Annotated in this window: 21 protein-coding genes; 9 read left to right on the top strand and 12 right to left on the bottom strand. The window is 40.7% G+C overall.

The window, feature by feature from the left end:
* The first annotated feature begins 71 nt into the window (after positions 1-71).
* Positions 72-821 carry an FkbM family methyltransferase gene (locus KN1_RS04955; protein WP_221289698.1) on the top strand — a complete coding sequence of 250 codons (750 nt, stop codon included), beginning with the start codon at positions 72-74 and terminating at the stop codon, positions 819-821.
* A gap of 17 nt (positions 822-838) precedes the next feature.
* On the opposite strand, the gene KN1_RS04950 is transcribed toward KN1_RS04955, so the two are convergent.
* From KN1_RS04950 to KN1_RS04940, 3 genes are read right to left on the bottom strand one after another with little or no spacing between them, the layout of a single operon-like run.
* The gene (locus KN1_RS04950; protein WP_221289697.1) at positions 839-1,798 is read right to left on the bottom strand and encodes a dTDP-glucose 4,6-dehydratase; all 960 of its coding nucleotides are present in this window, start codon (positions 1,796-1,798) and stop codon (positions 839-841) included.
* Positions 1,795-2,829: a glucose-1-phosphate thymidylyltransferase gene (locus KN1_RS04945; RefSeq protein ID WP_221289696.1), complete on the bottom strand. Its 1,035-nt coding sequence runs from the start codon at positions 2,827-2,829 to the stop codon at positions 1,795-1,797. The genes KN1_RS04950 and KN1_RS04945 overlap by 4 nt, the downstream gene beginning before the upstream one ends.
* Positions 2,830-2,832: 3 nt before the next feature.
* Positions 2,833-3,657, bottom strand: a complete 825-nt coding sequence (locus KN1_RS04940) for an SDR family oxidoreductase (RefSeq protein WP_221289695.1) — start codon at positions 3,655-3,657, stop codon at positions 2,833-2,835.
* Between the two features lie 396 nt (positions 3,658-4,053).
* On the opposite strand from KN1_RS04940, the gene rfbC reads away from it, so the two are divergent.
* Positions 4,054-4,584 carry a dTDP-4-dehydrorhamnose 3,5-epimerase gene (gene rfbC, locus KN1_RS04935; protein ID WP_221289694.1) on the top strand — a complete coding sequence of 177 codons (531 nt, stop codon included), beginning with the start codon at positions 4,054-4,056 and terminating at the stop codon, positions 4,582-4,584.
* A 176-nt stretch (positions 4,585-4,760) separates the two neighbouring features.
* Here the strand turns inward: rfbC and KN1_RS04930 are convergent, their stop codons facing one another.
* Positions 4,761-6,533, bottom strand: a complete 1,773-nt coding sequence (locus tag KN1_RS04930; RefSeq protein ID WP_221289693.1) for a chloride channel protein — start codon at positions 6,531-6,533, stop codon at positions 4,761-4,763.
* Between the two features lie 518 nt (positions 6,534-7,051).
* Between KN1_RS04930 and wrbA the strand changes: the two genes are divergently transcribed.
* On the top strand, positions 7,052-7,645 hold the full coding sequence (wrbA, locus tag KN1_RS04925) for an NAD(P)H:quinone oxidoreductase (protein ID WP_221289692.1): 594 nt from the start codon (positions 7,052-7,054) through the stop codon (positions 7,643-7,645).
* 180 nt (positions 7,646-7,825) lie between these two features.
* Here wrbA and KN1_RS04920 read toward each other — a convergent pair whose 3' ends face one another.
* From KN1_RS04920 to KN1_RS04910, 3 genes are read right to left on the bottom strand one after another with little or no spacing between them, the layout of a single operon-like run.
* The gene (locus KN1_RS04920; protein ID WP_221289691.1) at positions 7,826-8,581 is read right to left on the bottom strand and encodes a P-loop NTPase; all 756 of its coding nucleotides are present in this window, start codon (positions 8,579-8,581) and stop codon (positions 7,826-7,828) included.
* Positions 8,556-8,993 carry a hydrogenase/urease maturation nickel metallochaperone HypA gene (locus tag KN1_RS04915; protein ID WP_221289690.1) on the bottom strand — a complete coding sequence of 146 codons (438 nt, stop codon included), beginning with the start codon at positions 8,991-8,993 and terminating at the stop codon, positions 8,556-8,558. The genes KN1_RS04920 and KN1_RS04915 overlap by 26 nt, the downstream gene beginning before the upstream one ends.
* Before the next feature lie 42 nt (positions 8,994-9,035).
* The gene (locus tag KN1_RS04910) at positions 9,036-9,329 is read right to left on the bottom strand and encodes a hypothetical protein (protein WP_221289689.1); all 294 of its coding nucleotides are present in this window, start codon (positions 9,327-9,329) and stop codon (positions 9,036-9,038) included.
* A gap of 1,122 nt (positions 9,330-10,451) precedes the next feature.
* Between KN1_RS04910 and KN1_RS04905 the strand changes: the two genes are divergently transcribed.
* On the top strand, positions 10,452-11,519 hold the full coding sequence (locus KN1_RS04905) for a hypothetical protein (protein ID WP_221289688.1): 1,068 nt from the start codon (positions 10,452-10,454) through the stop codon (positions 11,517-11,519).
* Between the two features lie 293 nt (positions 11,520-11,812).
* Here the strand turns inward: KN1_RS04905 and KN1_RS04900 are convergent, their stop codons facing one another.
* Positions 11,813-12,079 (bottom strand): hypothetical protein, encoded by a 267-nt coding sequence (locus KN1_RS04900; RefSeq protein ID WP_221289687.1) that lies wholly within the window; start codon positions 12,077-12,079, stop codon positions 11,813-11,815.
* Between the two features lie 545 nt (positions 12,080-12,624).
* Here KN1_RS04900 and KN1_RS04895 point away from each other — a divergent pair.
* The 4 genes from KN1_RS04895 (at position 12,625) to KN1_RS04880 (ending at position 16,119) form a co-directional block, all read left to right on the top strand.
* On the top strand, positions 12,625-13,263 hold the full coding sequence (locus tag KN1_RS04895; protein WP_221289686.1) for a molybdopterin-dependent oxidoreductase: 639 nt from the start codon (positions 12,625-12,627) through the stop codon (positions 13,261-13,263).
* A complete protein-coding gene (locus tag KN1_RS04890) occupies positions 13,247-13,720 on the top strand; it encodes a hypothetical protein (RefSeq protein ID WP_225905785.1) in 474 nt (157 codons plus the stop codon). The genes KN1_RS04895 and KN1_RS04890 overlap by 17 nt, the downstream gene beginning before the upstream one ends.
* A 340-nt stretch (positions 13,721-14,060) precedes the next feature.
* Positions 14,061-14,606 carry a hypothetical protein gene (locus KN1_RS04885; RefSeq protein ID WP_221289685.1) on the top strand — a complete coding sequence of 182 codons (546 nt, stop codon included), beginning with the start codon at positions 14,061-14,063 and terminating at the stop codon, positions 14,604-14,606.
* Between the two features lie 361 nt (positions 14,607-14,967).
* The gene (locus tag KN1_RS04880) at positions 14,968-16,119 is read left to right on the top strand and encodes an MFS transporter (RefSeq protein ID WP_221289684.1); all 1,152 of its coding nucleotides are present in this window, start codon (positions 14,968-14,970) and stop codon (positions 16,117-16,119) included.
* 48 nt (positions 16,120-16,167) lie between these two features.
* Here the strand turns inward: KN1_RS04880 and KN1_RS04875 are convergent, their stop codons facing one another.
* Positions 16,168-17,106 carry a TRM11 family SAM-dependent methyltransferase gene (locus KN1_RS04875; protein WP_221289683.1) on the bottom strand — a complete coding sequence of 313 codons (939 nt, stop codon included), beginning with the start codon at positions 17,104-17,106 and terminating at the stop codon, positions 16,168-16,170.
* Between the two features lie 418 nt (positions 17,107-17,524).
* Positions 17,525-20,455, bottom strand: a complete 2,931-nt coding sequence (locus KN1_RS04870; RefSeq protein WP_221289682.1) for a thermopsin — start codon at positions 20,453-20,455, stop codon at positions 17,525-17,527.
* A 533-nt stretch (positions 20,456-20,988) separates the two neighbouring features.
* Between KN1_RS04870 and KN1_RS04865 the strand changes: the two genes are divergently transcribed.
* Positions 20,989-22,071 (top strand): hypothetical protein, encoded by a 1,083-nt coding sequence (locus KN1_RS04865; protein ID WP_221289681.1) that lies wholly within the window; start codon positions 20,989-20,991, stop codon positions 22,069-22,071.
* Between the two features lie 333 nt (positions 22,072-22,404).
* Here KN1_RS04865 and KN1_RS04860 read toward each other — a convergent pair whose 3' ends face one another.
* Both KN1_RS04860 and KN1_RS04855 read right to left on the bottom strand, forming a co-directional pair.
* Positions 22,405-23,322 (bottom strand): hypothetical protein, encoded by a 918-nt coding sequence (locus KN1_RS04860; protein ID WP_221289680.1) that lies wholly within the window; start codon positions 23,320-23,322, stop codon positions 22,405-22,407.
* Positions 23,323-23,493: 171 nt separating this feature from the next.
* Positions 23,494-24,810: a hypothetical protein gene (locus KN1_RS04855; protein WP_221289679.1), complete on the bottom strand. Its 1,317-nt coding sequence runs from the start codon at positions 24,808-24,810 to the stop codon at positions 23,494-23,496.
* Positions 24,811-24,815: the final 5 nt, after the last annotated feature.

Genomic DNA, 24,815 nt, shown 5'->3' with positions numbered 1-24,815 from the left:
AATTTACGCTATAAAACTTAGTCTTATCCACTTTAATACTTATAAACTAACACGGAGTAATATTATTAACAATGTCAAGTAAAATATTAGAGTATACTAGGGTCAGACCTCTTAGTGTTAGCGATTCGTACAAGATGTTCAAGTACTTTTTTACTCGTAAAAGGACAATGAGGGAAGACGACGAAAATTATGTGAGGGTAAAGTATAATGGGATGGTCTGGAACTTAAGGTATTCAATGCTGGATTATGATTTAGGGATTTTATTAGGAACTCATGAATACTCTGTACTTAGATGGATAAATTTTAAGGACTTGAAGACTTTTGTCGATGCCGGAGCATATATAGGCACTTACACGTTGAGGGCAGGTAAGGCGGGAGCCTATGTCTATTCTTTTGAACCTAACCCGTTCAGCTATAGATTATTGAAAAAGAACGTTACAGACAATAACCTAACCGAGAGAGTACAGCTATATAACATGGCATTATTTGATAAATCCGCGGAAATGAATTTCAGCGTAAGCTCAGTAGGTTCATCACTATTCGGTAGTAACGGGACGTTAATTAAGGTAAAGACTATTACCCTAGACTCATTAGAGATATCTAACGTAGATTTGCTTAAAATAGACGTCGAGGATGCGGAAATTAACGTCATTAGGGGAGCTACTAAGACTCTAGAGAATACAAGGGAAATCCTGATAGAGGTGAGAAAACAAAGGATAAATCTCATAGAAGGAATCTTGAAAGAAAAGGGGTTTAAGGAGTTAAAGAGAACAGATACTAGCCCTACGACTACTTATATCCTATATAATAAGGTCAAGTAATAGGTGCGGGAGTTCACTTAACTCCTAGAAGCTACCCAAGGCTCGTCCTCGACGAAGAACTTATCACCTATTAAGGGCTCCCACCACCACTTGTTATTCAAATACCACTCGTAAGTCTTCCTTAACCCTTCTTTTATTGGGGTAACTTCGTATTTGAGGCTCGTAGTCATACAGTACCTCCTATCATGACCCGGTCTATCTGAGACAAACTTTATCTTAACTTCTTTACCCATGACTTCTCCTAACATCCTCATAACGTCTAATACGTTATACCTCTGCCCCCCGGGGATATTATATGCCTCTCCTCTCCACTTAGCCCTCTCCATGACCTCGTATATTATCCTCGCGGTGTCCTCGACATAGATCCAGTCTCTCTCAGCCTTGCCGTCACCGTAGACCGGTACGTGCATACCCAATAAAGTCCTTATTATAGCCTTAGGGATTAACTTCTCAGGGAACTGTCTCGGCCCGTAATTATTAGAGGGCCTGACTAGTATCGCCTTTATGCCGTAAGTCCTGACATAGGCTTTTACGAAGAGGTCCGCTGACGCTTTAGAAGCGCTATACGGAGAGGAAGGCCTTAAAGGCGACTCCTCGTCCCCGCACTCTTCACCGTAAACCTCGTCTGTCGAAATGTGGACGTAATTGAAGCCGAACTTTCTCGAAGCTTCCAACAGGTTGACCGTCCCTAAGACGTTAGTAGTAATGAAGTCTTGGGGCTTATAAATCGACCTATCTACATGCGTCTCAGCTGCAAAATTTATTACTACCTCCGGTGAATACCCCTTAATGATCTCGTGGATCTCATCACTTCTCACATCAGCTCTTATAAACTCGTGGTCTGTACCACGTAGGTTCTCCTCTCTACCGGCATAAGTAAGTAAGTCAACGACTAATGGCTTAATTGCCCTTTTGTTAAGCTCCCTTACGAATGCAGAGCCTATAAAACCTGCTCCTCCTATTACCACTATTTTCATAATATCACCGAAGAGTTTTCACCTATAATTAACTTTTGCCACCTTCCTCCTTTCTCTACATTTGCGTTATTACCAACTAGTGAGTCCATCAACGATACGCCCTTAATCCTAACTCTGTCTAGGATCACACTGTATTCTATTTCGCTGTCAACAATTTCACTAGAATCACCTACAGAAGTGAAAGGACCTATGTACGAGTTGACGACCTTACTGTCCTTACCTATGTATGTAGGCCCCCTTACGACAGAGTTCTTTATCACAGCCCCTTTCTCCACTATTACTCTCCCGTCAATGGTTGAATTTTCGACTTCTCCTTCTATCTTTCTCTCAGCGTGTCTGTCAAGGAGAAAAGCGTTAGCCTCGAGTATGTCCCTAGGGGTCCCGGTGTCTTTCCACCAGCCTTGTACTACCTCGTAGTTTACTTCCCTCCCCCTATCTATTAACCCCTGGATCGCGTCAGTTATTTCCAGCTCACCCCTCCAGCTGGGCTTGAGCCCTTCTATTACATCAAAGATCTCCCTTGTAAAACCGTAGACACCTACCAGTGCTAGGTCCGATATTGGCTCCTTAGGTTTCTCAACGAGCTTTACCACTTTTCCTTCCTCTATTACCGCCACACCGAACCTGTTGGGGTTTTCGACTTTCGCTAAAAGTATAGATGCTGAACCCTTAAAGGACGAGAATTTTTCTAAGTCATAGGGTACGACGTTATCCCCGAGGTAGACGAGGAATTTATCTGAAACTACGTCCTTTACTTTATATACAGCGTCCGCTAGTCCCCTAGCTTTTCCCTGATATACATAAGTTATTTTCACCCCGAATCTGCTCCCGTCTCCGTAATAATCTACGACCCTCGTAGGTGTGTTATCGCCCAGTATAATTACCACGTCCTTTATCCCTGCGTCCCTTATCTGCTCTAAGACCCACTGCGAGACAGGTTTTCCGGCTACTTTTATGAGCTGTTTAGGGCCGGTATGTGTTAGGGGCCTGAGCCTGGTACCCTGCCCACCGTGAAGGATTACAGCCTCCATTTTTCACACCACCATCCCTTCGATATCGAGGGTGTAAAAGTCTGTAGAGAGGAGCTTCCTAGCCTTAGAGGAGTCCAGGGACGAGTCGTAAGGCCTTTTAGCTACCCACCCCTTTACTTCTTCCACTTCCCTGATCTCCCCGGGTAAATTAAATTTCTCTTTTATTTTCAGGGCTAGTTCATAGCGCGAGATCCTTTCGCTTGCCACGTGGAGTACACCGGTCTTCTTGAGGTTTATTAACTCCTCAATAGCTAGGGCTAATTTCCTCGCTGAAATAGGGGAGTAATACCCCTTATAGGCTGAGACCGCCTTTCCTTCTTTTAACGTCTTGTACACGTAGACGGGAAAACCTTTATTCCTGAACACACCGGACGTCCTCACTACCAGGCTATCGTCGTAGGACATCGCGAAGGCCTCACCGAGGAGCTTACTTAAGCCATAGTAGTTAACCGGGTTAGGTATGTCTTCTTCCCTGTACAGCCCCTTATTTCCGTCAAAGACATAGTCTGTGCTAACGTGTAATAAATAGGCGTCAATGACCTTACTTGCCCTTACAATATGCCTTACAGCCTCAGCGTTTACCTTGTATGCTTTCTCTTTTTCTATCTCGCACTTGTCCACTTCTGTCATTGCAGCAGTGTTAATAATTACTTCAGGCTTCTTCTTTATTATAAAGTCTTCCAGGTGGGGAAAGTCTGTCAAGTCTATCTTATAGCCGTCTGGTACTTCTGATGAATTATAAAGTCTTATGACCTCGTTCTTTTGCGAAAGTAATTTAGAAAGTTCAACTCCTAATTGACCTGAGGCCCCTGTAAGTAATATTCGCATTGAGTTTATTATTCAATAGAAATTATAAATCTTTTTCAAGAATGGATGATGATAAAATAGAAAATTACTTATGATAGAATAATTAATAGAGTGTAAAATAAAATTGTATATAAGGAAATTAAAGAAAATAGCGAGAACGTTAAAATCGGATCAGGACTTCATCCTCTAGGCTAAACCTTAAGGCAAATGTTTAGGGTACTTTTTGTTATCCCTAGAGTTTTTACCGTAACGGTTTAAAGCCACGTAACATAACAAGGGTAAACATTAATTAAGCGAACAAGTAACACTTCGGTAACATGTGTTCATAACTACTACATCATAAAAACACTTGGAATATAGTTGAGCTCCTCAATAGCTATAATTCATTTTTTATAATACTTCATATATTTGTAATTAATGCCTTTCGAATTTGAAGATATAGGGATGGGAGTAATCCGTATTAAACCTAAGGTATTCCCTGATAGGAGGGGCTTCTTCCTTGAAATATTTAAGTCCAGTGACTTCGCAAGGTTTGGTATCCCGACCCCTCTACAAGCCAATATGTCTTATTCTATTAGAGGAGTAGTGAGGGGGTTACACTACCAGATAACACCAAAAGAGCAAGGTAAAATCGTGTTCGTCCCCAGAGGGAAGATCATAGACGTAGCAGTAGACGTCAGAAGGTCTTCTAGTACTTTCGGTAAGTACACTAGCGCAGAGCTAAGTGGAGAGAACCACCACATGTTGTGGATCCCACCCGGCTTTGCTCACGGCTTCCAAGCTCTTGAAGACTCCATAGTAGTCTATTTTATAACGCATAACGATTATTCCCCAGAACATGAAAGGTGCGTAAACTATAAGCTGATAGATTGGCCTATAAAAGAGGTCATAATGAGCGATAAAGACTTACAATGCCCACCCCTTGAAAAAGCAGAAGTGTTTAGATGAAGTTTAATGAGCTACCTTAGAGACGTCCCCATATTTCTAAGTTGAAAACCCGTTATGAGCTAATGATCCAAGTGTGTATAATTAGTTGGAATAAGGGTTTGTTCCAGCAAACCCCTTATGAGTAGACCTGAGCAGACGTCTGGTTCCTCTGTATAGTATCTTTGCATAGAGAGAATTTATGTCGTCCTATTAGAAGAGTCTTGTTTTAGTTTACTGGCGTTTTTTTCATATGCCTTTAGTAAGTTATCTATAGTTAATACACCCAAGTACTTCCCGTCCTTTACCACGCATGCCCATCTGCTCCTAAGCCTAGCCATTATGTCCCAACAATCTTCTAAAGTAGATTCCGGTCTAACATACGGTGCCCCTCTGACTACGTATTTACCTATACTCTCATCTATGCTTGCCTTTTCTAAGTCCCTTAAGTACACTACTCCTATAAAAGTGTTGTTACCGTCTACTACGGGTAAACTCATGAAACTGTTCCCGAGCATCTTAGATATAGCTGTGCCCACATTATCATCTATATTTACCTTAATGTCGGAGAGCTGAGCGTCGCCCACTTTCACCATTTTCAGCAACGGTATTTCATACTCAAGTTTATGTGCTGGGGAGTCCCTTCTGGTAGGGACTTGGGCTTGATAGATCGTATAATTCCCTGAAACTAAGTATGAAAGGGCTACGGCTATCATGGTCCCGGGTAGGAGCTGTAAACTACCTGTCATTTCGGTGACCATTACTATTACCGATAGCGGTACTTTCCCTGCAGCACCGAAAAACGACGCCATACCTATTATAACGAATGGCGCTATCGTAGGGACTACGTTAGGGAATAGATAGTGAAAGATGAGGCCTAAGTCAGCTCCGACAAAAGCCCCGATAAAGAGCCCCGGTGCGAATACCCCTCCGCTACCTCCTGAGCCTATGGAGAAGGAGGTAGCCAAAATCTTGAGTATAGGGAGTAGGGCAAGGAGTAACAGGGCGGGTATAAGGGGGGAGTAAAATACATTGATCTTTTCATACTCTGCTAAGTTTATCCATCCATAACCGGTCCCCATTACTTCAGGTGCTATTAACGCTATACACCCCATTATCAACGCTCCGATCACGGGCTTGAAATAGTTACTGATCTTTAGCTTTTTAAAAATGGAGTTCACACCGTAAAATGACTTTACATAGAGTATTGCCAAGAGTCCGCTAACTATTCCTAGTACCGCGTATAACGGTAGTCTGAGGGGGTCGAACACTTCTGAGTAATATCCGAAGACCGGTGTAAAGCCGTATATTGAGCCGAATATTACATAACCTACTGCTGAAGCTATCAAAGAAGGATATAATATCTCAGGTTCAAGGTCTCTCCTATAAAGTATTTCGGCAGATAGTAAGGCTCCGCCTATGGGTGTTTTAAAGATGGTCCCAATTCCTGCCCCGATACCTACAGCTACCATTTTTCGTCTGTCCTCTGGGGGGAGCTTTAATAGGTCGGCTAAGATAGACCCTATTCCTGCTGAGAACTGCGCAGTAGGCCCTTCTCTCCCTGCACTCCCTCCGGAGCCTATGGTTATTGCTGAAGCTATGATCTTCACCGGCACTACTACCCACCTTATTTTTCCTTGGTAGTAGTGGTAAGCCCTTATCGCAGCGTCTGTACCGTGACCTTCAGCCTCAGGTGCGAACGTGTAGACTATGAGCCCGGAAAGTAGCCCACCTATAGCAACTGATACGGGTATTAGGTAGTAGTCCCCGGGGTGAAAAACAAAGGAGGAGACCTTTCCCCCTTCTCCTATAGGCTCCGGGTAAGAGATACCTATAAACTTACGGATAAATATAAATTCAAACAAGTGTAGTAAAGTATAAAATACAGTAGCGGCCATACCGGCTATTATACCCGCTATAATACCTAGAATAAACCACTTTTCAAAATAGCCCAACCTCTGAAGAACGTTCACAAAGTAATTTAACAGCCTTAACCCTTAATAAATCTTGTTAATTTCCAAATTATAATTATCATAGTGAGAGTGCTGACATTAGGGTTTAGATTTTTAATTGATGAAAATCTCCATAGAGGGAAAAGAAAAGGTCTTATGCGTCCTAATGTTAATAGAGAAATATAAATACCCTAGTAACGATACTACGCTCTAACACCTATTACGAAAAAGCCGTTAGTTCACCTGAGGTGGAAGATCAAGGCTTTTGACCCAATACGCTTGACGGTTTTGCCAGCAACATTGCTTTTTAAACTGGTTAAGTTCAATCGGGTTTAAAACCTAATGGACGAGCAAATGCCCTGCCCGCTTAAGTAGTTTGGATATTATAATATTACTTAACTCAGCCAAGTGCTAAAACCCGAGTTTATCGTCACATACAAGTATATACCTTAAGTTAAAGCTACTGTTGCTCTTTTTACACTGGCAGGGTATAAATACGGTGGATCAAGTTTTAAATTAACTTCGATTCCTTTAATGATATGGACGTAAAAATACTTGTCTTGTTCTACGGTTATGGGTCAATAGTAGAATTAGCTAAGGAGATATTGAAGGGAGCGGAAGAGGAAGGAGCTGAAACAAGGCTTAGAAAGGTAAGGGAGACCATTTATCCTGAATTAATAGAAAAGTTCCATGTCCCACTTGATAACACAAAGGATATACCTGAAGTGAGCCTAGAAGACCTTAAATGGGCTGACGGGATAGCCATAGGTTCTCCCACAAGATACGGAAATATGGCAGGGGGCATGAAGACGTTCTTAGATACCACAGCACCCTTGTGGAGAGCGGGGGACCTTTACGGTAAACCTGTAACCTTCTTCACTGAAGCGTCTACAATACACGGAGGACATGAAACTACAATACTAACTATGTCCACTTATGCGTATCACTTCGGGATGATAATAGTCCCCCTCGGATACGCTATAACGGAGATTTCGTCCACTGTTACTGGAGGAAGCCCATACGGTGCTACACACCTAAGCTCTAAAAAGGAACTGGATGAAAACGAAATAAAAATTGCAAGGTTTCAAGGAAAGAGGTTGGCTCAAGTGGCCAAGAAGCTTAAAAATTCATGAAAAATATCTTATCTAATAAATCTTATAACAGTATTTCATGTCCTAATTTTACATTAAAATTAAATGTTTTTTAATATATATAATCTTGCGATATAAAGAGTAGTAGACTGTTCTGAATTGTTCTAATTGACAATTGTAAACGAACTATTTCATCGAGGGATATCACTACGACATCCCCCTTTATGAGCTACTATATGGGGGAAACCCTACTAAATTTTCTACCTCTTTTATCTTACTCCTGACCACCCCGTTGTATTCGTGAATCCTACCTATATAGTCCTCTATTTCCGGGTCTATAGGCGCTTCGACCAAGCTTAGCCCATATTTCTCGCTTACGTTTTTAACATAATCCATCCCGCCGAAAGGCCGCGCTTTTTTCCCGTTACAGTCGAAATACGCCATGTTTACTACTAAGACCGGTCTCTTCCCCCTCTCCTTTAGGTACCTCAAAAGGTACTCTACGACTTTGACGGAAACCTTAGAAGGTATGGTAACTACAATAGGTGTAAAGTCTGTCAAATGCTCTAACAGGAGAACTTCGTCTCCTAACCCCGGGGGTAGGTCGAACACTATTATCTCCCCTACGTCTGAATACGCGATAAGTGACTGCATTACGTCCCTAGTGTTTGAACCGGGCAGTACTACGTATCGGTCCTTGACTATTCCCCCTAAACTTATTACACCTAACTTACCGAACGAAAACGGTACTATCCCCTTCTTGTTAACCTCGTGGACTTTCCCTTCTAAACCAAATAGCTTCGTAGAAGCCATAGTATGTATGTCTAGGTCAATTAGCGTTGTCTGCCTGGAGGAAGAAAAAGAGAGTGAGAGTAAGGCGGATATAATACTCTTTCCTACTCCTCCCTTTGCACTCATTACTGCTATAACTCTCTTGTTGGAGAGCTTAGTCCTAGCCAGAGCTTCCAGCGGTTCCATTTACTTCTACCTCTTCAATTGTTATGTCTTGAGGACTTACTTCCACGTCGTTTGACCCACATTTGGGACACTTTATGAAGGCCGGTGCTAGGCCCGGCACCAGGTGTAAAGGGTATTCTTCACCGAATTCCTCCCTTACCTCGTTTAGTTCTCCTAAGACCTGGTTCAGGTTAAATGTGTTACCGCAGTTTCTACACTTAAATAATGGGTCTTTATATACGACTTCCAACGAACTCTTCTCCAGTACAGTCCCACGTTTCAGTGTGTCATAAGCCTCCTTAAGGATATCTAGTTCTAAAAAAGTAAAGGACGGTATTGCGACTTTTACTTTTCTTACGGAGTCAAGGTTGTTTTCTTTAGCCCATTCTATGACGCTCCTTAAAATTCCCTCAGCTACAGACCACTCATGCATATAATAATATTTGTAGGGCGTAATTAAAAAGCAGATAATTCCTTACTCCTTAACGCAGAGTATGAACTTTTCCTCATCTAGTGATGAGTCCGTGAAGAGGTAGATCGGTATCCTATTACTACCCATTATAGGTGATATCCTTTTGACTACCTCATTCTCTCTGCTCCCAACTACCACAATTACAGCGTGGTAATCTTGAAGCAATGTTTTTAGGAACGCTTCTGGGTTTGTAATGAGTTTCGTACTTAGTTTCCAACACTTTGAATAACCTATTTTATTCATCATCGAAACTGTATATTGGCTTAAATTTCCTACATAATTATTTAGGTTTTCCATTAATATAATGAGTTGTCTTTACTAGTATAAAAATGTATATTATTTTTTACTCTATTACCATAGTTTGATAGAATTTTTATGTTAGCTGAAAGATATACTATAACTAATTGTTTTGAATCCCACGGTATTATATGAATAATTGTTATATTGATAACTGATAAGAATATAAATTAATAAAAAGTGATTTTTTTATGTCGTTAGTAATTTTAAAATTTTTTATTACGTAAAACTCGATACTTACTGTGTATACTCTGTTCAGTATTTATAGATTATGAGACTCTTAATGGCATGATCTTCTACCTAACACATTAAGGGTCTTTGAGCGGTTTTAGGTGCCCGTGTCACAGTCAAATGAGTAAAAGCGTATTTAGAAAACTTTACATTCTAAATTATATCGCTTATACTATCCTAAGACAGATAATGAGAACTGAAGTCTTAACCAGATTAGTTTTTCTAAGGGTACACACGATTTTACCGCAAAATTTTACTTTTGAACCCACTAACATATTCACTGCAAATTGAAATATCGTCTCTCGAATTAGTATATTTCGCGGGCTAATAGTAAAGTGTATGCGAAATTATTCTAGTTAAATTATAAATCATTCATCCTTTACTTTTACACATACTATGTATTAATATTACTACACTATATATATTATATTTAATTAATATATAGCTATTATTTAACTATACTTAGACAAATGGAAATCGCAAAAGAAACACGAATCGCCACTGCCTTTTCGCAATGGAGGTAGAGAATAAAGTGGAGTTAAAATTAAGTTAAAATTAATAATATCAGAATTTTTTTAACTTTCCTTTTTAATTAATAATTGAAATAAATAATCAATAAGAGGTATCTACTACCTAAGGATAATTTTACGTCAGTTTAAGGTTCTTATCAAACTCACTTTAAGGAGATATCTAAAAAAGAATGAGGAAAATTATTTTAATTCTTAGCTAGATAACAAGGGACAAGTTACTGCCCTCCTATCCCGTATATGTACCCCCCACTAATTACGTTGCTCTTTATAAGCTAATTAATTAGGTTTTCAGACGAGGAGTTCTCGTTCCCCCAATCTTTTAGGTAAATCTTTATTTCTAACCTGTACCAAGGATTTCTTGATGTCAAGACAAGACACGTTGAGGAGATTAATACTGTTTACTTTCATAGGCTCAACAACAGCCCCCGGGATCCTTTCTACTCTACACTTATCATTATTCGTAGTATTACCGTCGATCTTACTTTCCCTATCCATAGTTATTATTACATATTACTCAGTGAGGCGAGCATGGGGACAACAAGGACTTTACCTCTACACTAAAGAGTTAGGGCCTGTCGCTTCTAAGGCCTTCTTGTTCACATGGTTGATAAGCTACTACTTATATGTAATCTACACCTCTATCTATATCCCTTACTACGTCTTGAACTTAGACGGGACCTTACCTATAATACTCTCTGTTATAATCCCGGTTTCCGTGTTTTCTCTCGTTACGTTTACCGATCCCCTTTACGCGTTCCCCTTAATATACTCTTTCCAGATATTGTTCTCGTTACCGTTGGGTTGGAAAGTCGGGTTGGGGACTACTCCTCCCCTTACTTCACTGTTTATTAACATATTGTCCTCTTCTCTTCTCTTAGTATGTATAACTTTATCCACGTTTGCTAAGGGAGATAAATCCAAAGACTCTCCATTTATCTTATACTCATTCCTTATTTCTTCTATAATTTTACTCTATGGCACGTTTCTGATCCCGTCTCCATATACCGTGATCGCCTCCACGTGGGGTAACTACGGCCTGATCTTAGCTGAGTTGACTGCAATTAATAACTTGCTAAGACCTATGGCTAGCACCAAGAAGATGTTTTTCCTTAATTTTGCTATAATTCCACTCACTCTCCTAGGAAACCTTAACTATTCACTTTTTTACAATACGCTCTTGGTCCCTTCCGTAACGTTTCTATACTTTAGCCTACTTATCTTTGCTCTCTCGACCTTGAAAATTATTAAGGGAATACCTAAGGTCTTCTCACTGGTCTCCGCTTTCCTCTTCGCATTTGGAGAATATAATGTGTTGAGAGGTACTACAGGCATTTTATTCGATGAAGCTTTAATAGCTTTCCTTATAGGTGTATTGTTTATCCCCTCTGTGTACATTTTGTCCCATGCTTCCAGAAGGAAAGTAAAGTGAAGGGTTAATGTATCCCCTTTTTAGCTTACTATTTGATCTAGTTGAATTATATAACTTTATTTTATTATTATTATTAGTCATGTTTATATTGAGTATCAAATGGACAGCTGTTATTTTACTTTATGACATTAATATAAATATTTTAACTCTATACCCGGTCAGTTAATAAAGGGCAGTGCTGTTAGTGTAGGGCCAAAAAACCTCTAAAAAAGAGAATCTGCCTTATCCTTTAGTCCCTGACAAAGCTTGAAAAAGTAATGAATTAACTTCCTATCCGACGGTCACCTTATGAATCACCCTCCCCACGGATAACCTCCGGGGCTTGACGAAGAGGACGAGCTAGTCGTAGAGCTTCCCATCCCATTACTTGTTGAACTTGTACTAGAACCACCTGCACTGCTGGAACTTCCCATAGAACCGTAGTTCATGCCATTTGATGATGAACTGGAAACGGTTGCGCTTCCTGATCCCGGGTGTACAATAGCAACTATTATGATCACTACTGCAATTATTGCAATTACACCGCCTATTGCTCCTAATATTGGTTTACTTAGTTTCATTTCAGTAGCTAGTAATCTTTAATTATTTATATTAATTTTCCCAAATTTTCTTGATTTATAGAACTTTCTAAAGAATTCCAAATTCGTTTAGCCCTCACTTGACTAATTTAGTTATGGATGAAGGGGAGGTGAAGCTAGTCCAGATCCTTTTTGTAGTAATAACTTATGGCGATCTTATGTTTACTCTGACCTTTAAAGCCCTAACTACATGTCTACTCTCACAGTTTTATTGATATGCACAATCGTCGGTGTGTTGAATATACTCATTGTGCTGTCATTAAGGTATAAATTTATTAATTAATAAAAATCTCTAGGAGGAGAAGATGCTAAGAAAATGTTTTATGCGTCCTAACGTTAACGGAGATAATGTAAATATCCTAGTGACGACATTACACTACACTCAATCAGTCTTCAAAAAGGCAGGGGCCTTTTCTTTGATATACCTTGGCATGTGTGGTTATGGAAAGTAGGGTTTGGCCCTCTATGTGTAACTGAATGTAAAAATCTGGTAAAAACTTATTTCTCCAATTAGCGTCCTTTCTCACATGCCTTCGTTGGCTAGCAGGAGGAACTTTTTAAAAGCGATGGTAGTAGCCACATCGTTAATTGCGTTATGGAAACTCGGGAGTAACGGAGTCTTATCTCCCCACACTAACAAGTCTCTCACCCCATTTACCTCATGGTACGTAGTCCAGTACAGTGATTATACTCCCTCACTGTCTCTAAGTAACTATGTATTGACTGTAGATGGCCAAGTCAACAACCCCCTCCAATTGACTTATCAGGACTTAACACAGATGCCTTCCATCTCCCTGAGGGATACGATCCAATGTGTTTCCGACTCGTATTTCCTAAAAGCTGATGTTGAATGGACCGGGGTACCCCTGAAGCACGTTTTAAATATGGCCGAGGTAAAACCTAACGCTATTAAAGTAGTGACTTTTGGTGCTGATGGTTATACGGCTGACCTACCCTTGTATAAGGCTATGGAAGAGGATACTTTAATAGTTTATAAGGTTGACGGGAAGCCTTTACCGGGACCCCACGGTTACCCGGTTAGGTTGGCAGTCCCAAGGTGGTGGGGATACTGTTATACCAAATGGTTGGTCAGGATCCACGTTACAGATAAGGACTATTTAGGTTATTGGGAATCCCGGGGGTATCCAGATGTCGCTAAGAAATAGGATAATGTTACTCACGGGCACTGTACTGGCTTCCGTTTCACCTTATTTTACTCCCTTGGTAGTCCCGGGCGTAGTGTTGGTAGCCTTGTCAAGAAAGGCTTTCAGCCCAAATTTCAAGGATTCTATTTATACACCTTCTTTCCAGAGGTTTACGGCTTGGTTCCTATTAGTCCTCGCAACATTAGAGGGGGTAACGGGTTTTGGGGCAGGTCCGCAAACGTCGACTGTGATATCCGCCTTGACTTTTGGTCTCCTGAACAGAGGGAATAGCCTGCAACTCCACATAATACTAATCGGGCCTTTAACGTTCTTCTTTATACTTCACTCTGCTTCCGGTATAGGGTCTATGTTATTAAGGAGAGGAGTAAGAAATTGGGTTATATATGAAGTCGTGATACCTATACTTACAATTGGTGCATATATACTAGCTTTGTATCTCTACACACTTCTATTATAATCGATTTTTAGTAAAAGAGATAATAATTGCAAATTACTAGCTTTTCTTTTGATTCTGGTAGTTTATTAGACCGTTATAACCCTTAATTTAACTCATTATTATTTTTATACCAATTCATTATTATACATCTAATATTAAAATACCGTTCTGTAGTAATTTATCCCGTAAAAAACGCTTATTAATATCTCGAGGAAAAGAAAATATCGTGGGTTACACATTAAATGTCGTTCATCAAGATTTGAGTAGGGGACAATCAAGGTCATTAAATTTACCAATAATAGTGTATGCGTTTCGTGAAAGGTTATCAAACATTAATTCATTAAAGCCATCTAAAAGAGATATGGAGTTCCTAGAGAATATTACAAATCAATATGAAGTTAATATGGCTTTACTTGAAAGCTCTAAGAATTTTGTCATTTCTAAAGGCAAAGCGGAAGAGCTACTAACAATGCTCAAAGAAATTAAAAAACTTAATGACATATCGCTTTCAGAAATAATTCGGTTAAAGATGAATCTGTTGAGAAGTAGCGGTAAATTGAGGAGAAAGGAGATTGAAATAACTGTTTCTCTATGTGATAAAATAATAAGTACCCTACATGAAATTAGGAGTAAGTTATCTGAAGTTATAACAAAGGTTGAAAAAGTAACAGTGTTTAGTGAAGTAATATCCATACTGGAGGAAATATTAATGTTATACACTAACTTGTTTTTTGATATAATAGAAAATCTCTACGTGCTGATTAATGAAATAAACAAAGAACTCTACGGTTACAGTAGAATTAGAGAAAAATTAAGATTAAGTAATGATATAAGAAAAATAATAAAAAACCTAGAACCGCCATACCAACTCCTGACACAAAAAATAGTTAGAATCTTATCTAATTAAGTTACCTTTTTATTATTAATTACGTTATTAAAAATTAAATGGCAAAAATGAAATTATCAGACTCTTGCATAAATACCCTAGGAATTGCTAGTGTAAAGGTTCTTATCTAGAATAATATACTTCCTTCTCTAAACCATTAACTTACTGAACAAGAGAATTATTCCGTATCAAACCGTCATTTAAGTAATAGCAGCCCAAATTTTTCCTAAAACTTATACCCACAGTATATGAAGGAAAACTACCTAACCCTGGTTGAACCCATAACTTACAGATCGACAATAAGGCCTTTGTTTACCTAATCTTTAGGGCCTAGACTGTATGGCTTGAAACTTTTTATTTAACGATATATCTAAAGTATAATATGAAGAGACCCTTACCGATAATTCCGGCCCTCATTATAATCGCTATTACTTTCTCTTTAAGGGCTTCAAATAATATGTTGATCACTACCGTACCTCTAATAGCTGAATATTACTTTCACTTCCCGAGCATCCTGATAGGGATAATCTCTTCATTAGCAGCGATCTTCTCATTCATATCAAGCGGTTTTTTAAACTCGAGACTAAAGAGTACCAAGAGGAGAAAAGCGTTCATAATATCCTCGGTTGCTTACGCCGTAACTTTTCCTCTCTTTTTCTTCGCCGATTCCCTCAACATCTGGTTTTTAGCCCCGGTTTTAGGTTTCGCAATGGGCCTCTTAATGCCAAATATAATGACTTATGCGAGCCTCTTTAAAGACCAAAGGCTGCGAGAAAGGATGCTTTCCCTCTACACCTTAGCTCTAAGTACTTCCCTTATAATAGGGCCGTTGATAGAGTCCGCAATATTACTAAGGTTCTCCTTATTTCAAGCATTCTTACCTTTCTCAGTCTTCGCTATCCTTGTCGCTATTATCTCACCGCTAATTAAGTTCCCCCAAGAGGGTACTGAGAAAGAGGACGGGAGGGTGAGGGTCTGGGAAAAAGACGAGTTTAAACTGTCCGTGTCTTTGAACCTAATGTACGGTATCCCTTTCGGTATGTTAACGACTTTCGGTGGGATATATGCAGTTGAACAGTTTAAAGCCTCCTATTCTCTGGCTACCGCACTGTTCGGTGTCTTTTTCGCTACATCGTTTTTGGGTAGGCTAATCCTGACTATATCACCTCCCAAAAACATTTGGGCCCCGGTGTGGATCTCAACGTCTTTAACCTTAACGGGCCTCTTAATGGTCTTCCTAGCTCCTAATTTATCTGTTTACATACTGGCATTGATAGTCCTCGGGATACCGCACGGTTTAACTTACCCGGTATCACTGATTTCCTTATCGAGGGGGTTCCCTGTGGAGGAAAGGAGCGTGGCTAACAGTTACTTTTCAGCTATTATGATGGGGTTCAGCTCTTTCATACCCATTATCATCTCTTCTGTAGTCAACTTCTTCGGTATCAGGAACTCTTTTGCAATATTAACTGTCATATCTTTAGGGTTCTCCTTATTCATATTGAGGATATTCTTAAGGGAAAGGGTTATGTAACAGAAAGGAACTAGGAGGAAGCCTTTTGACCCTTGTGTAAATTAGCGGTCACGTTAGCCCCAGCTTATCGAGAAAAGCCCTTGAACTGTATTTGTACTTACCCAACTCTTTTTCTGAGACTACTTTATCAAATATGAACATCTTCTCGTGGTATATCAGGAGGAAGTCCCTCTTGGCTTTTATCCACACTTCTCTGGTAGTCTTCATCTTGTGCTGGATCTTTATGACCTCCTCCCTGAGCACGAAACCCAAATTTAAGAAACTCATCAATGCATAAGCCGTTATAGGGACGTAATGTTTCCTTATTCTGGTGTCACCTAACAGTACGGCAAACTGTTTTCCGTCTTTCAGCACCCTGAAGACCTCTCTGCCTACGTCGCTCAACGCCTTAATATAGTCTTCAAGCTTATTCCCGTTTGATAGGTCACCTTCTACACCGCTCATATAGTCTATTATGTTAAAATAAGGTGGGTGAGTGACCACTAGGTCTATTGAACTATCTTCCACTCCTTTTAAGTCCCTTGCGTCGCCCAAGTAGAGTTCTACTTTAGCCTTTCTGAGACTTTCACAGTCTTTACACTCCTCCAAGTATTTCTCTAGCCAATAGACCCGGTGAAACGCGAGCATTACGGCATTAATGTTGATGTCAACACCTATACAGTCCCTACCTAATAATATCGCCTCAACACAAGTAGTACCGCTACCTACCATCGGGTCTAAGACTAGGTCACCGGGCTTGGTGTATTTTAGTATTACGGCCCTCGGTATTTGCGGTGCAAAATTTCCCCTATAATCTCCCTTATGGGTAGCCCAACTCCCTCTTTCCGGGAAGCTCCATACAGTCGTGGAGACATCAGTTAGTTCCCCGTCCTCCGGTACCAGCCGTGTAACTTTTATGGGCTCCAACTTTATTTTACTATCGCCAAAGGCGACTTCACCATGGGCTTTGACAAAGTCGAGGTAATCTTGAAGCGTGATCCTCTTCATGTGAAGATCGTATGTTATACCCCCTTTTAATACATTTCACATAAAAAGAGGCGACGTTAACGGCCCTGAGACGGAAGGTAATCCCGAGTACCATTTTACGTAAATCCCTGAGTCGACGTGTTTCATACTCTGTCAGGGACTAAAGGCCAACATCAGTTCCCTCATCTAGAGAATTTTTTGACCCTACACTAATAGCAACGTCCCCCTTTATCAACCGACCTGGTATACTAGTTTAGATTATGTGTTGTTTATTCTTCATGACTAGGAGTTAGTGACTTACCAGGGTTTAACGTAAGGTTAAACGTAAGTATTCTCGTAAGTGTTGAGGGTAATAATACTCAGCTGTCACGATTTTCGATAAATACTATACGTGCGACCCTTTTTCCCAATAAACTCTACGGGAGTGCCATGTGGCTACTTAATGTTTTTTCACCCTCTTGATTAAATACCACAAAACTGGTATTATAACCAGTACTGATGAGGCCCTCCCAATCAGCGGGTAATTAATGTACTCCACTAAATGCTCCTCCACAAAGCCCCTTACCGTGATAGCTGACCCGACGGGTACCGTAAAATTACCTACGAATTTACCTACTTCATAGAACGGGATGTGGGCGTTCAGGGTAAGCTTATAGCCGTAAGGGTACCAAGCAGACACGTTGTCTACCACCACTAGGAACTCCTTTTCAGTCTCTATTACCACGGTCTCCGGGGAGCTCACATTAAATGTCTCGGGGCTGATCTCAGTTATTATGCACTTCTCGAAGGGCGACATATAAAAAGAGTAGTTCAGTATAGTCACTCTGGAACCAGAGTCAAGCCACAGCCCTCCCAACGCCTCTTGTGGGCTACCGTTAACGTCCAATTTCACCGGGATAGGGGATATGAGGGTTATAAAATATTGGGTAACCGACCTTACCTTTACTGTTACTGGGGACTCAACTACAAAATCTTTAGGAGTAATATTTAACGGAACCTCCCTAGTTAGGTAATTAAGGTAGTGGGAGATGTTCTCCACGTGTATCGTATCTCCTGAACCATACCAGCCCGTCGTTAGTGTAATATTAGAGCCATTAACCAACGCGTAAAGCGGGATGTCACTCTCTACCGTGACAAGGTACTGTTTCACGTAATTAACGTCAATATTGACGGGAGAATTTACCCTAATGACTGGAGGTGAAACTGATAATATTACATACCTTTCCCCGCTCTTCGGGTAGTAAGTAATGTTCTCTACTTCTATTACGTCACTCGCGTTATACCATCCAGATACCAAGGTGGTATTACTGCCGTTGATTAACGCGTAAAGTGGAAAAGGTAATTCTTTTACATTAACGAAGAACTGGTTATAGTAATAGGTGTTAATTACCTCTCCGGGCTTACTGATAACCCCCGAGTAGTTAAAAGATATCCACCTCTCTCCATTTCCTGACCCGGGCAGACATTCCGGATAGGAGTATTTTGAATAGGCGTCAGCCCATACTAAGCCGGGGGCTGTGTCGTTTAAGTGCCCCAGATAGCAATACTGTATATAAGGGATACCGTATCCTTTATCACCTTTTACAGTAAAGGTAAAGTTAACGAGGAACTGCATAAAATATTCGATGGACAAGGTAGTGGTGAAGTTTACTATGCCCTCAGTGGAGTTGGGGGTGACCCACCTCACATCTCCCTCATCTATAACCCTCTCTACGTTATATACCGTCCCATTGGGTACTACCGTACTTACGGGTAGTTGTAGATTAACAGAGCTACCGTTAGGGAACTTAAGTACTACATACGGTCTGGGCATGTCCCCTTTACTCTCATATGTTAAGTTAAACGTGTATTTGTCGGAGATTACCACCACTTTTACGAACACTACCTTCCATATACCCGGGAGCAAAGTAACGTTAATTATAACGTCGTAGACAGCTGGAGTCAAATTCTTAGCCGAGACCGTTATGGGGAGTGATAGAGAACCGTTAACCGACACCGACAGGGGATAAGATATAGACAGGTTACCGTTAGACGTGACAGAGAGCCTTACTACTCCTTCAGCGGTTATGTTCACGGGGAATTCCACCTCTGTACCCGTATTTGGCACCATGACCGTTCCCTCTGCCTTGACGCTGAATTGTGTTATAGACACAGTGTAAATACCGGGACTGCTTATGACCACGTTAGCTTCTCCCGCCACCCCTGAGCTATTAGACACTATGATCCCGAACTCACCTTGGACTATAGTGAGGACGGCTTCACCACCCCTAAAAGGTACAGAATACACAGAGTAATTAGGCGAGTTTAGGGAGTGTTCAGGTAACACTGTTATATTACCTTGTACTATATTAGTATGTATTACAAGGGTAGAGACTTGGTCGTCCTCCCATAACTGGGTAAGGACTTGCTTCCCGGACGTGATTAAAACTTCGGGCTCCCCGTTGGCAGATGTGTAAAATGAGGTCTTAACCCCCCAAGCTGTCTCTCCCGTATCACTACCGAAATTAAACGCGTTCCTGACCTCTTGGAAATTATGTCCGTTCCAGTACTCCAGCCTGAGAGTTAAATAGGAACTTGTAACATCTACACAAGACCCGTCCCCGGGACCGGCAATTACAAACTCCGCGTCATAATACTCCTTATTACCTGTGTAATTGTAACCGTCTATAAGGAAATAGACATTAGTAGAACCGGGTGCGTTCGTTAGGGTCACTTCGTCATACTTTTGCCACCCATAACCGTCATTATACCAGAAGCAGACCACCGGTTCCCCCTTTAAATTAGTGGTGACGTTCGAGAGTAACATTATTTCAGCGGGCAAAGACACGGTTACATTAGACCCGGGGGTCTCAGCATAATCGTAATAAAAGGTAATATAGTGGTTACGTATATCCGCTGCACTAATGTTACCCGAACCTTTTACTCCGGTTACGTTAGCGTGTAAAGACGTGAAATTCCATAGGTTGTCGACGAAGACGACATTACGGGTCTTCGTGTCGTAAAGCAGTACGTTCTGGACCCAAATCGCGTATTGTTTACCGTCGTGTTGGTAACTTATAACAGCGTTGAGTTGAAACGTGATCGAGTTTGGGGCATAGGACGCGGTGGAACTGGCCTTAAGGCTGTAGATCTTCACCACACCCATGAGCTGGGTAGTGTTCCTAATAAAAGGACCGTTTGGTGATATCCCGTAGTCCGCTATACCTATAGGGGCCTTTACAGACTCGCCTAACCTGCTAAGGAGGCACTCTGAAGGAGTACCTCCGTAAAACTGGTAATGTGGAGAGAATGGCGTTTCATAACTGGGTATATTAAGAGAGGGTATAATTGAGAAGAGGAACACCAAAATTGTTATTATTTCCCTTAGCACATAATAATCCATGAAATTTTATTAATAAAAGTTTTCCAATTTCCACCAGTACAAAAGAATAGAAGAAATAGTCATTTAATATTTAGATTAGAAGATCAGACTGATATTTCAGTACTAGTATTAGATAGTATTTTTGTTTGTTAAGGCAAAGGGTCAGTGACTATAACTGTAATAATTTTAATGAATGTATAGGTAAGATTACAATGAATTAAAAATGTATGAAACCTCAAAAAATATTATTCATATCTTTATCCTAAGACTTTGTGCTCCTTATTCAGTCTACCTCTCTTATTTTTTCATAGACTATCTTTGTAGCAAACTCTTTGGCATCAATATAATTTCTTTTATCTTCTTTATATACCTCCCTTATTATCTGTCTTTGCATGGGATAATATTTCTGTTTCCGTTTTAATAAATATTACGTCCCGTAAAACTAAGGCGGTAATACCAATTGCTCGGATAAAAATTAGGTTAGACCGAGAGGGACTTAACACGCAATAAAAAATATAAAAATGTTTTTCAACATCAAAATTATGTTAGCCTTAGAAGAACTTTATGAAATACTTAATGGTAAAAAAATGGTTTACATTTATTCTAATTTCGCAAACGAAGGCATGTACTCAGCATTCATCGGCCTGATGGACAAGATACGTGAGGGTAACTGCAGTTCTTCCCTCCTGTCAGAGTACATAATCGTGACTTGCCCTAAAAAAGGGAGCAGCTACGTTATAGGCGTGGATAATAACAAGGCCTTTGTACTAAGATCCCATGCCATACTAAGTTTAAATTCAAGCGAAGAGGCAATAAGACAGACTCTCGGTTTTGATAAACACATATGGGAGTTGAATTACTCTTTGCCTAATAATTTTAAGAACTTGAGGGTAAGAGTCCAAGGTGAGGTGATATTTGATTACATTGCCTTCAACAACGAAGAACAGTTAAAGACTGACCTAGAGAAGGAGATCAAGAAAAGAATAGAGAAGACCGCATTGGAAAAGTTGGGTAGAATTCTAGAGGAAATGTTAGATTTGAACGTAGAGGTAAATGATAACACCACCATCACTATAACGTCACCTAGCGAAGAAGACATTAAAGACCTTGAATCATTGTTAGGTAACTCTATTGCTCACATAAAGGAGGCAGGAAACTGGAAAGTCCTAATTTTCAAAGACCCGTTCATTACCCTAAACGAGGAGACTGTATCTGAGGTTGTCAGAAACTCCGTAAGACCTGAAGGGTTAGAAGTAAGATACGGAGAACACCAGATATATCTTGTCAACTTGTTCCCGCCAAATACAGAAATTAAAATGAAAGTTGTTGTAGGGACTATACCGGTGAAGGTCAAGTTTCCCCTACTTACTATAGCGGATATAGTACCGCGTGACCCATTTGAAATTCCGTTCCGTAATATACCTTCGAACAGAAATGGATATAGGTATTACCTTATTAGTTCCCAAAAAGTTAAGATTAACCACCCTGAACACGGAGAGGTCGAAATTAGTATAGACAAGCCTATTAAACTCGCTATTAGGGAGATAAACGCTGAAAGAGAACTAGATTACGTAAGCATCGATGAAGATGCTCCGAGGAGGAGAACACGCCGTACTGCACTTTAGTCCATTTGCTACTTCAGGCTTTAATCTCCACCAACTCCAATTTTTATGAGCGTATACGTAGCTTAGCCCTTAATCAATAAGCTAAAGATGACCTATCACGGACCTGCTTCGAACCCGACATCACGAGGCCTACGCCCTTATGTTTCTAAAACATCTTGAGCGTGACATACTGTTACTAACCAATTCACTATGACAGACTGTTACGGTATACTTCATACAATTAGGTACTGAGGTCATTATGACCAATCAAAGTTTAAAGGGCAAGGCGACTTAAACAGTGAGTGTATTAACGAGAAGACCTCAGCCCTTAAATACCTGACAAAGTATAATCACTTATTTTAGCCTTGAGACTCCATACCTTATTGTGTGAAGTGTAAAACTGTCCTTTATTAAATAGAGGAAGGAAAGGAAAGCTAAAGCCCAAATTAGACCTGCGAGTGCTAAGCTAACGTCTCTAGAGAGATAAGAAGCGAAGGAAAGGAGTACGGGTACCCAGACCAAGCCGTAATTGTACCTGCTGGTGGAGTAAACAATGCAAGAGAAGAATAAAGGTGACATCACTCCCACAAAGAACGAGTGAAATACGTCCCCTAAGAGCAAGCTCATGAGGGGTGAGACGGAGACGGAAAATAATGTGATATATGCACTCAAGTTACCCTTTCCGACAGTAAACCTAAAGATAGCTAAGAGGTAGATTATACCTATAACGTAATATAACCAGTGAAACACCGCGGTGAGGAGTACCGTTGCCAAGAGGGGGATCTGTTTTACCCCGAATAACGGTCTGGTACGCAAATTCGAGGTAAACACCCCTATATTGACACCCAAGGTATAGGTGAGTAGGGGTATTATCATCACCCAGAGGTCCTGATGTAGGAGCCAAGCTATTACAGACAGAGGGGGTGAGGATAGGACTAAAATGTTTACAGGGGACTTACCACCGTATCTCTTAACGTCGATTAGTGCCCATACCTCGGTAAGTGATAGTGTTAAAGACGCAAAAATTTGGAAATAGTACATGGGGACTGCTAGGAGGACTAGGGTCAATATTTGTAGCGGGAAATATTTTGTAGCGGGGAAAAAGAGCCTCTGCACCATGCCGAAGAAGAGGGAATACGCACCGAGTAACATAAAGTAAGGGTGCAACGAGACGTCAAAGCGGAGTGAAAGTCCGCCTAAGGCCCAATAGACTATTGAGAGGATTATAAAGGGTACGTTAACACCCCAAGGCTTTACCTCCTTAACTCCCATGTATAAAGAAGTCGATTTCGTAGCTTTAAACGTAAACACTAATACATTAGGTTAAAAACCGTGTGTTTCTGCCCTTACAGCATGTCGCCTTTGTCCATCCTAAGCAGTGATCGCCTATTATTTGAGGGACTTCTCGATAACGTCTGCCTTAACTTAGGCCTAAATAACGCTTCAACCCAATTCCCGCAAAATCTCCTCTACTAGTTTATTCCGTCTATCTACGTCGCCGTTCACTACTTTATTAATGGTTTCGAGGTCCACCGGGACGACTTTAAACCCCGGTAGGTCGACGTTAGTCACGTTGGTCACAAGGAACTTCTTGACCGGGTAGCCTTGGTACTTCTCATAGTCTATCAACTTCTTCATATTACTGATGTTATCCAGTGTCAAGTCATTGCTTATTTTCACATCACCTAAATATGCTATGTCATCTTTTATAAAGAAAATATCTACAGTTACGTGTTTTTCATTTATCCTCCTACCCGTCTTGTGGACATATTTAATGTTAAATTTGTCCTTTAGTTCCAGCAAACCGCTCCTAATAGCCACCTCTAACTTCCTGGACGCGTCCTGCGGGTCTGCGACTTCATCCCTCTGAGTTAACTTTTCCCTTACGCACTTGTCCTTATTAAATTCCTCGTCCTCACATTCTTCTAACGCCGACCTGACGGTAATCCTCGCTATATCGATGAGGGAGCTCACAGTATCTGATCGGCGGATCTGTTGGTCGGAGAAAAGTTCCTCAGCGTAATCGGGACAATAAGTAGACAGTATCTCCTTCTTGTCCTCTTCGGTAAGTATCAGCTCCCTCTTAAACTCGTTCAGCCGTCTAAGTAAAGCCTTGTCCTTTATTTCTGTAATGACTTCAGGGACTGCGGTAATTACTATAGGGACTCTCACTTCATTGATTAACTTGTGTAGTTCATATAGTACGCCCTGATCAGCCTTAAGCTCGTCTAACAATACCCCCGTTTTACCTAACCTGGACAGGTCGTTTATTAACGCGATGACCCCGTTTATGTCCCTATCGTACTGCATACAGTAAGCCCTCTCCGCATACCCCCATTCGTCATGCCACTTCCTTTTTTCGCAAAGGTGTTTTAACCAGTTGTTAAATTCCTTACTCAGAGAAGCCATGAAGGTATAACCTATGTCCTTTTTATGTCCTTCCAATACACTGTAAGCTTTACTCCTGATGAGCTCTACGAGGTTTGTGTTTTCGATGTAGTACCAGGCGGTCTTGGACAAGAGGCTGTTCCCTACCAAGTCTAAGTAGATTATAAAGTGGCCCTTCAGGTCCTTTTTTACAGCGTTAAGTACAGTGGTCTTACCCATCCCGGGCTTTCCCACTATCGTTATCACGACGTCCTTCCCTTCGTTAATTACGCCCTTTATTTCCTTTAGCGTAGCGACCCAAAGCCTACCTGCTAATTTCACGTTTTCGTCTTCATATTTAGCTACTGAATAATCAGCGAACTCACACGGCATAAATA

Origin of the sequence: Stygiolobus caldivivus (assembly GCF_019704315.1) — an archaeon.
In the GTDB taxonomy this organism is placed as follows: Archaea; Thermoproteota; Thermoprotei_A; order Sulfolobales; family Sulfolobaceae; genus Stygiolobus; species Stygiolobus caldivivus.
The sequence above is the reverse complement of the archived record's forward strand: the minus strand, read 5'-3'. Positions and strand labels throughout refer to the sequence as shown.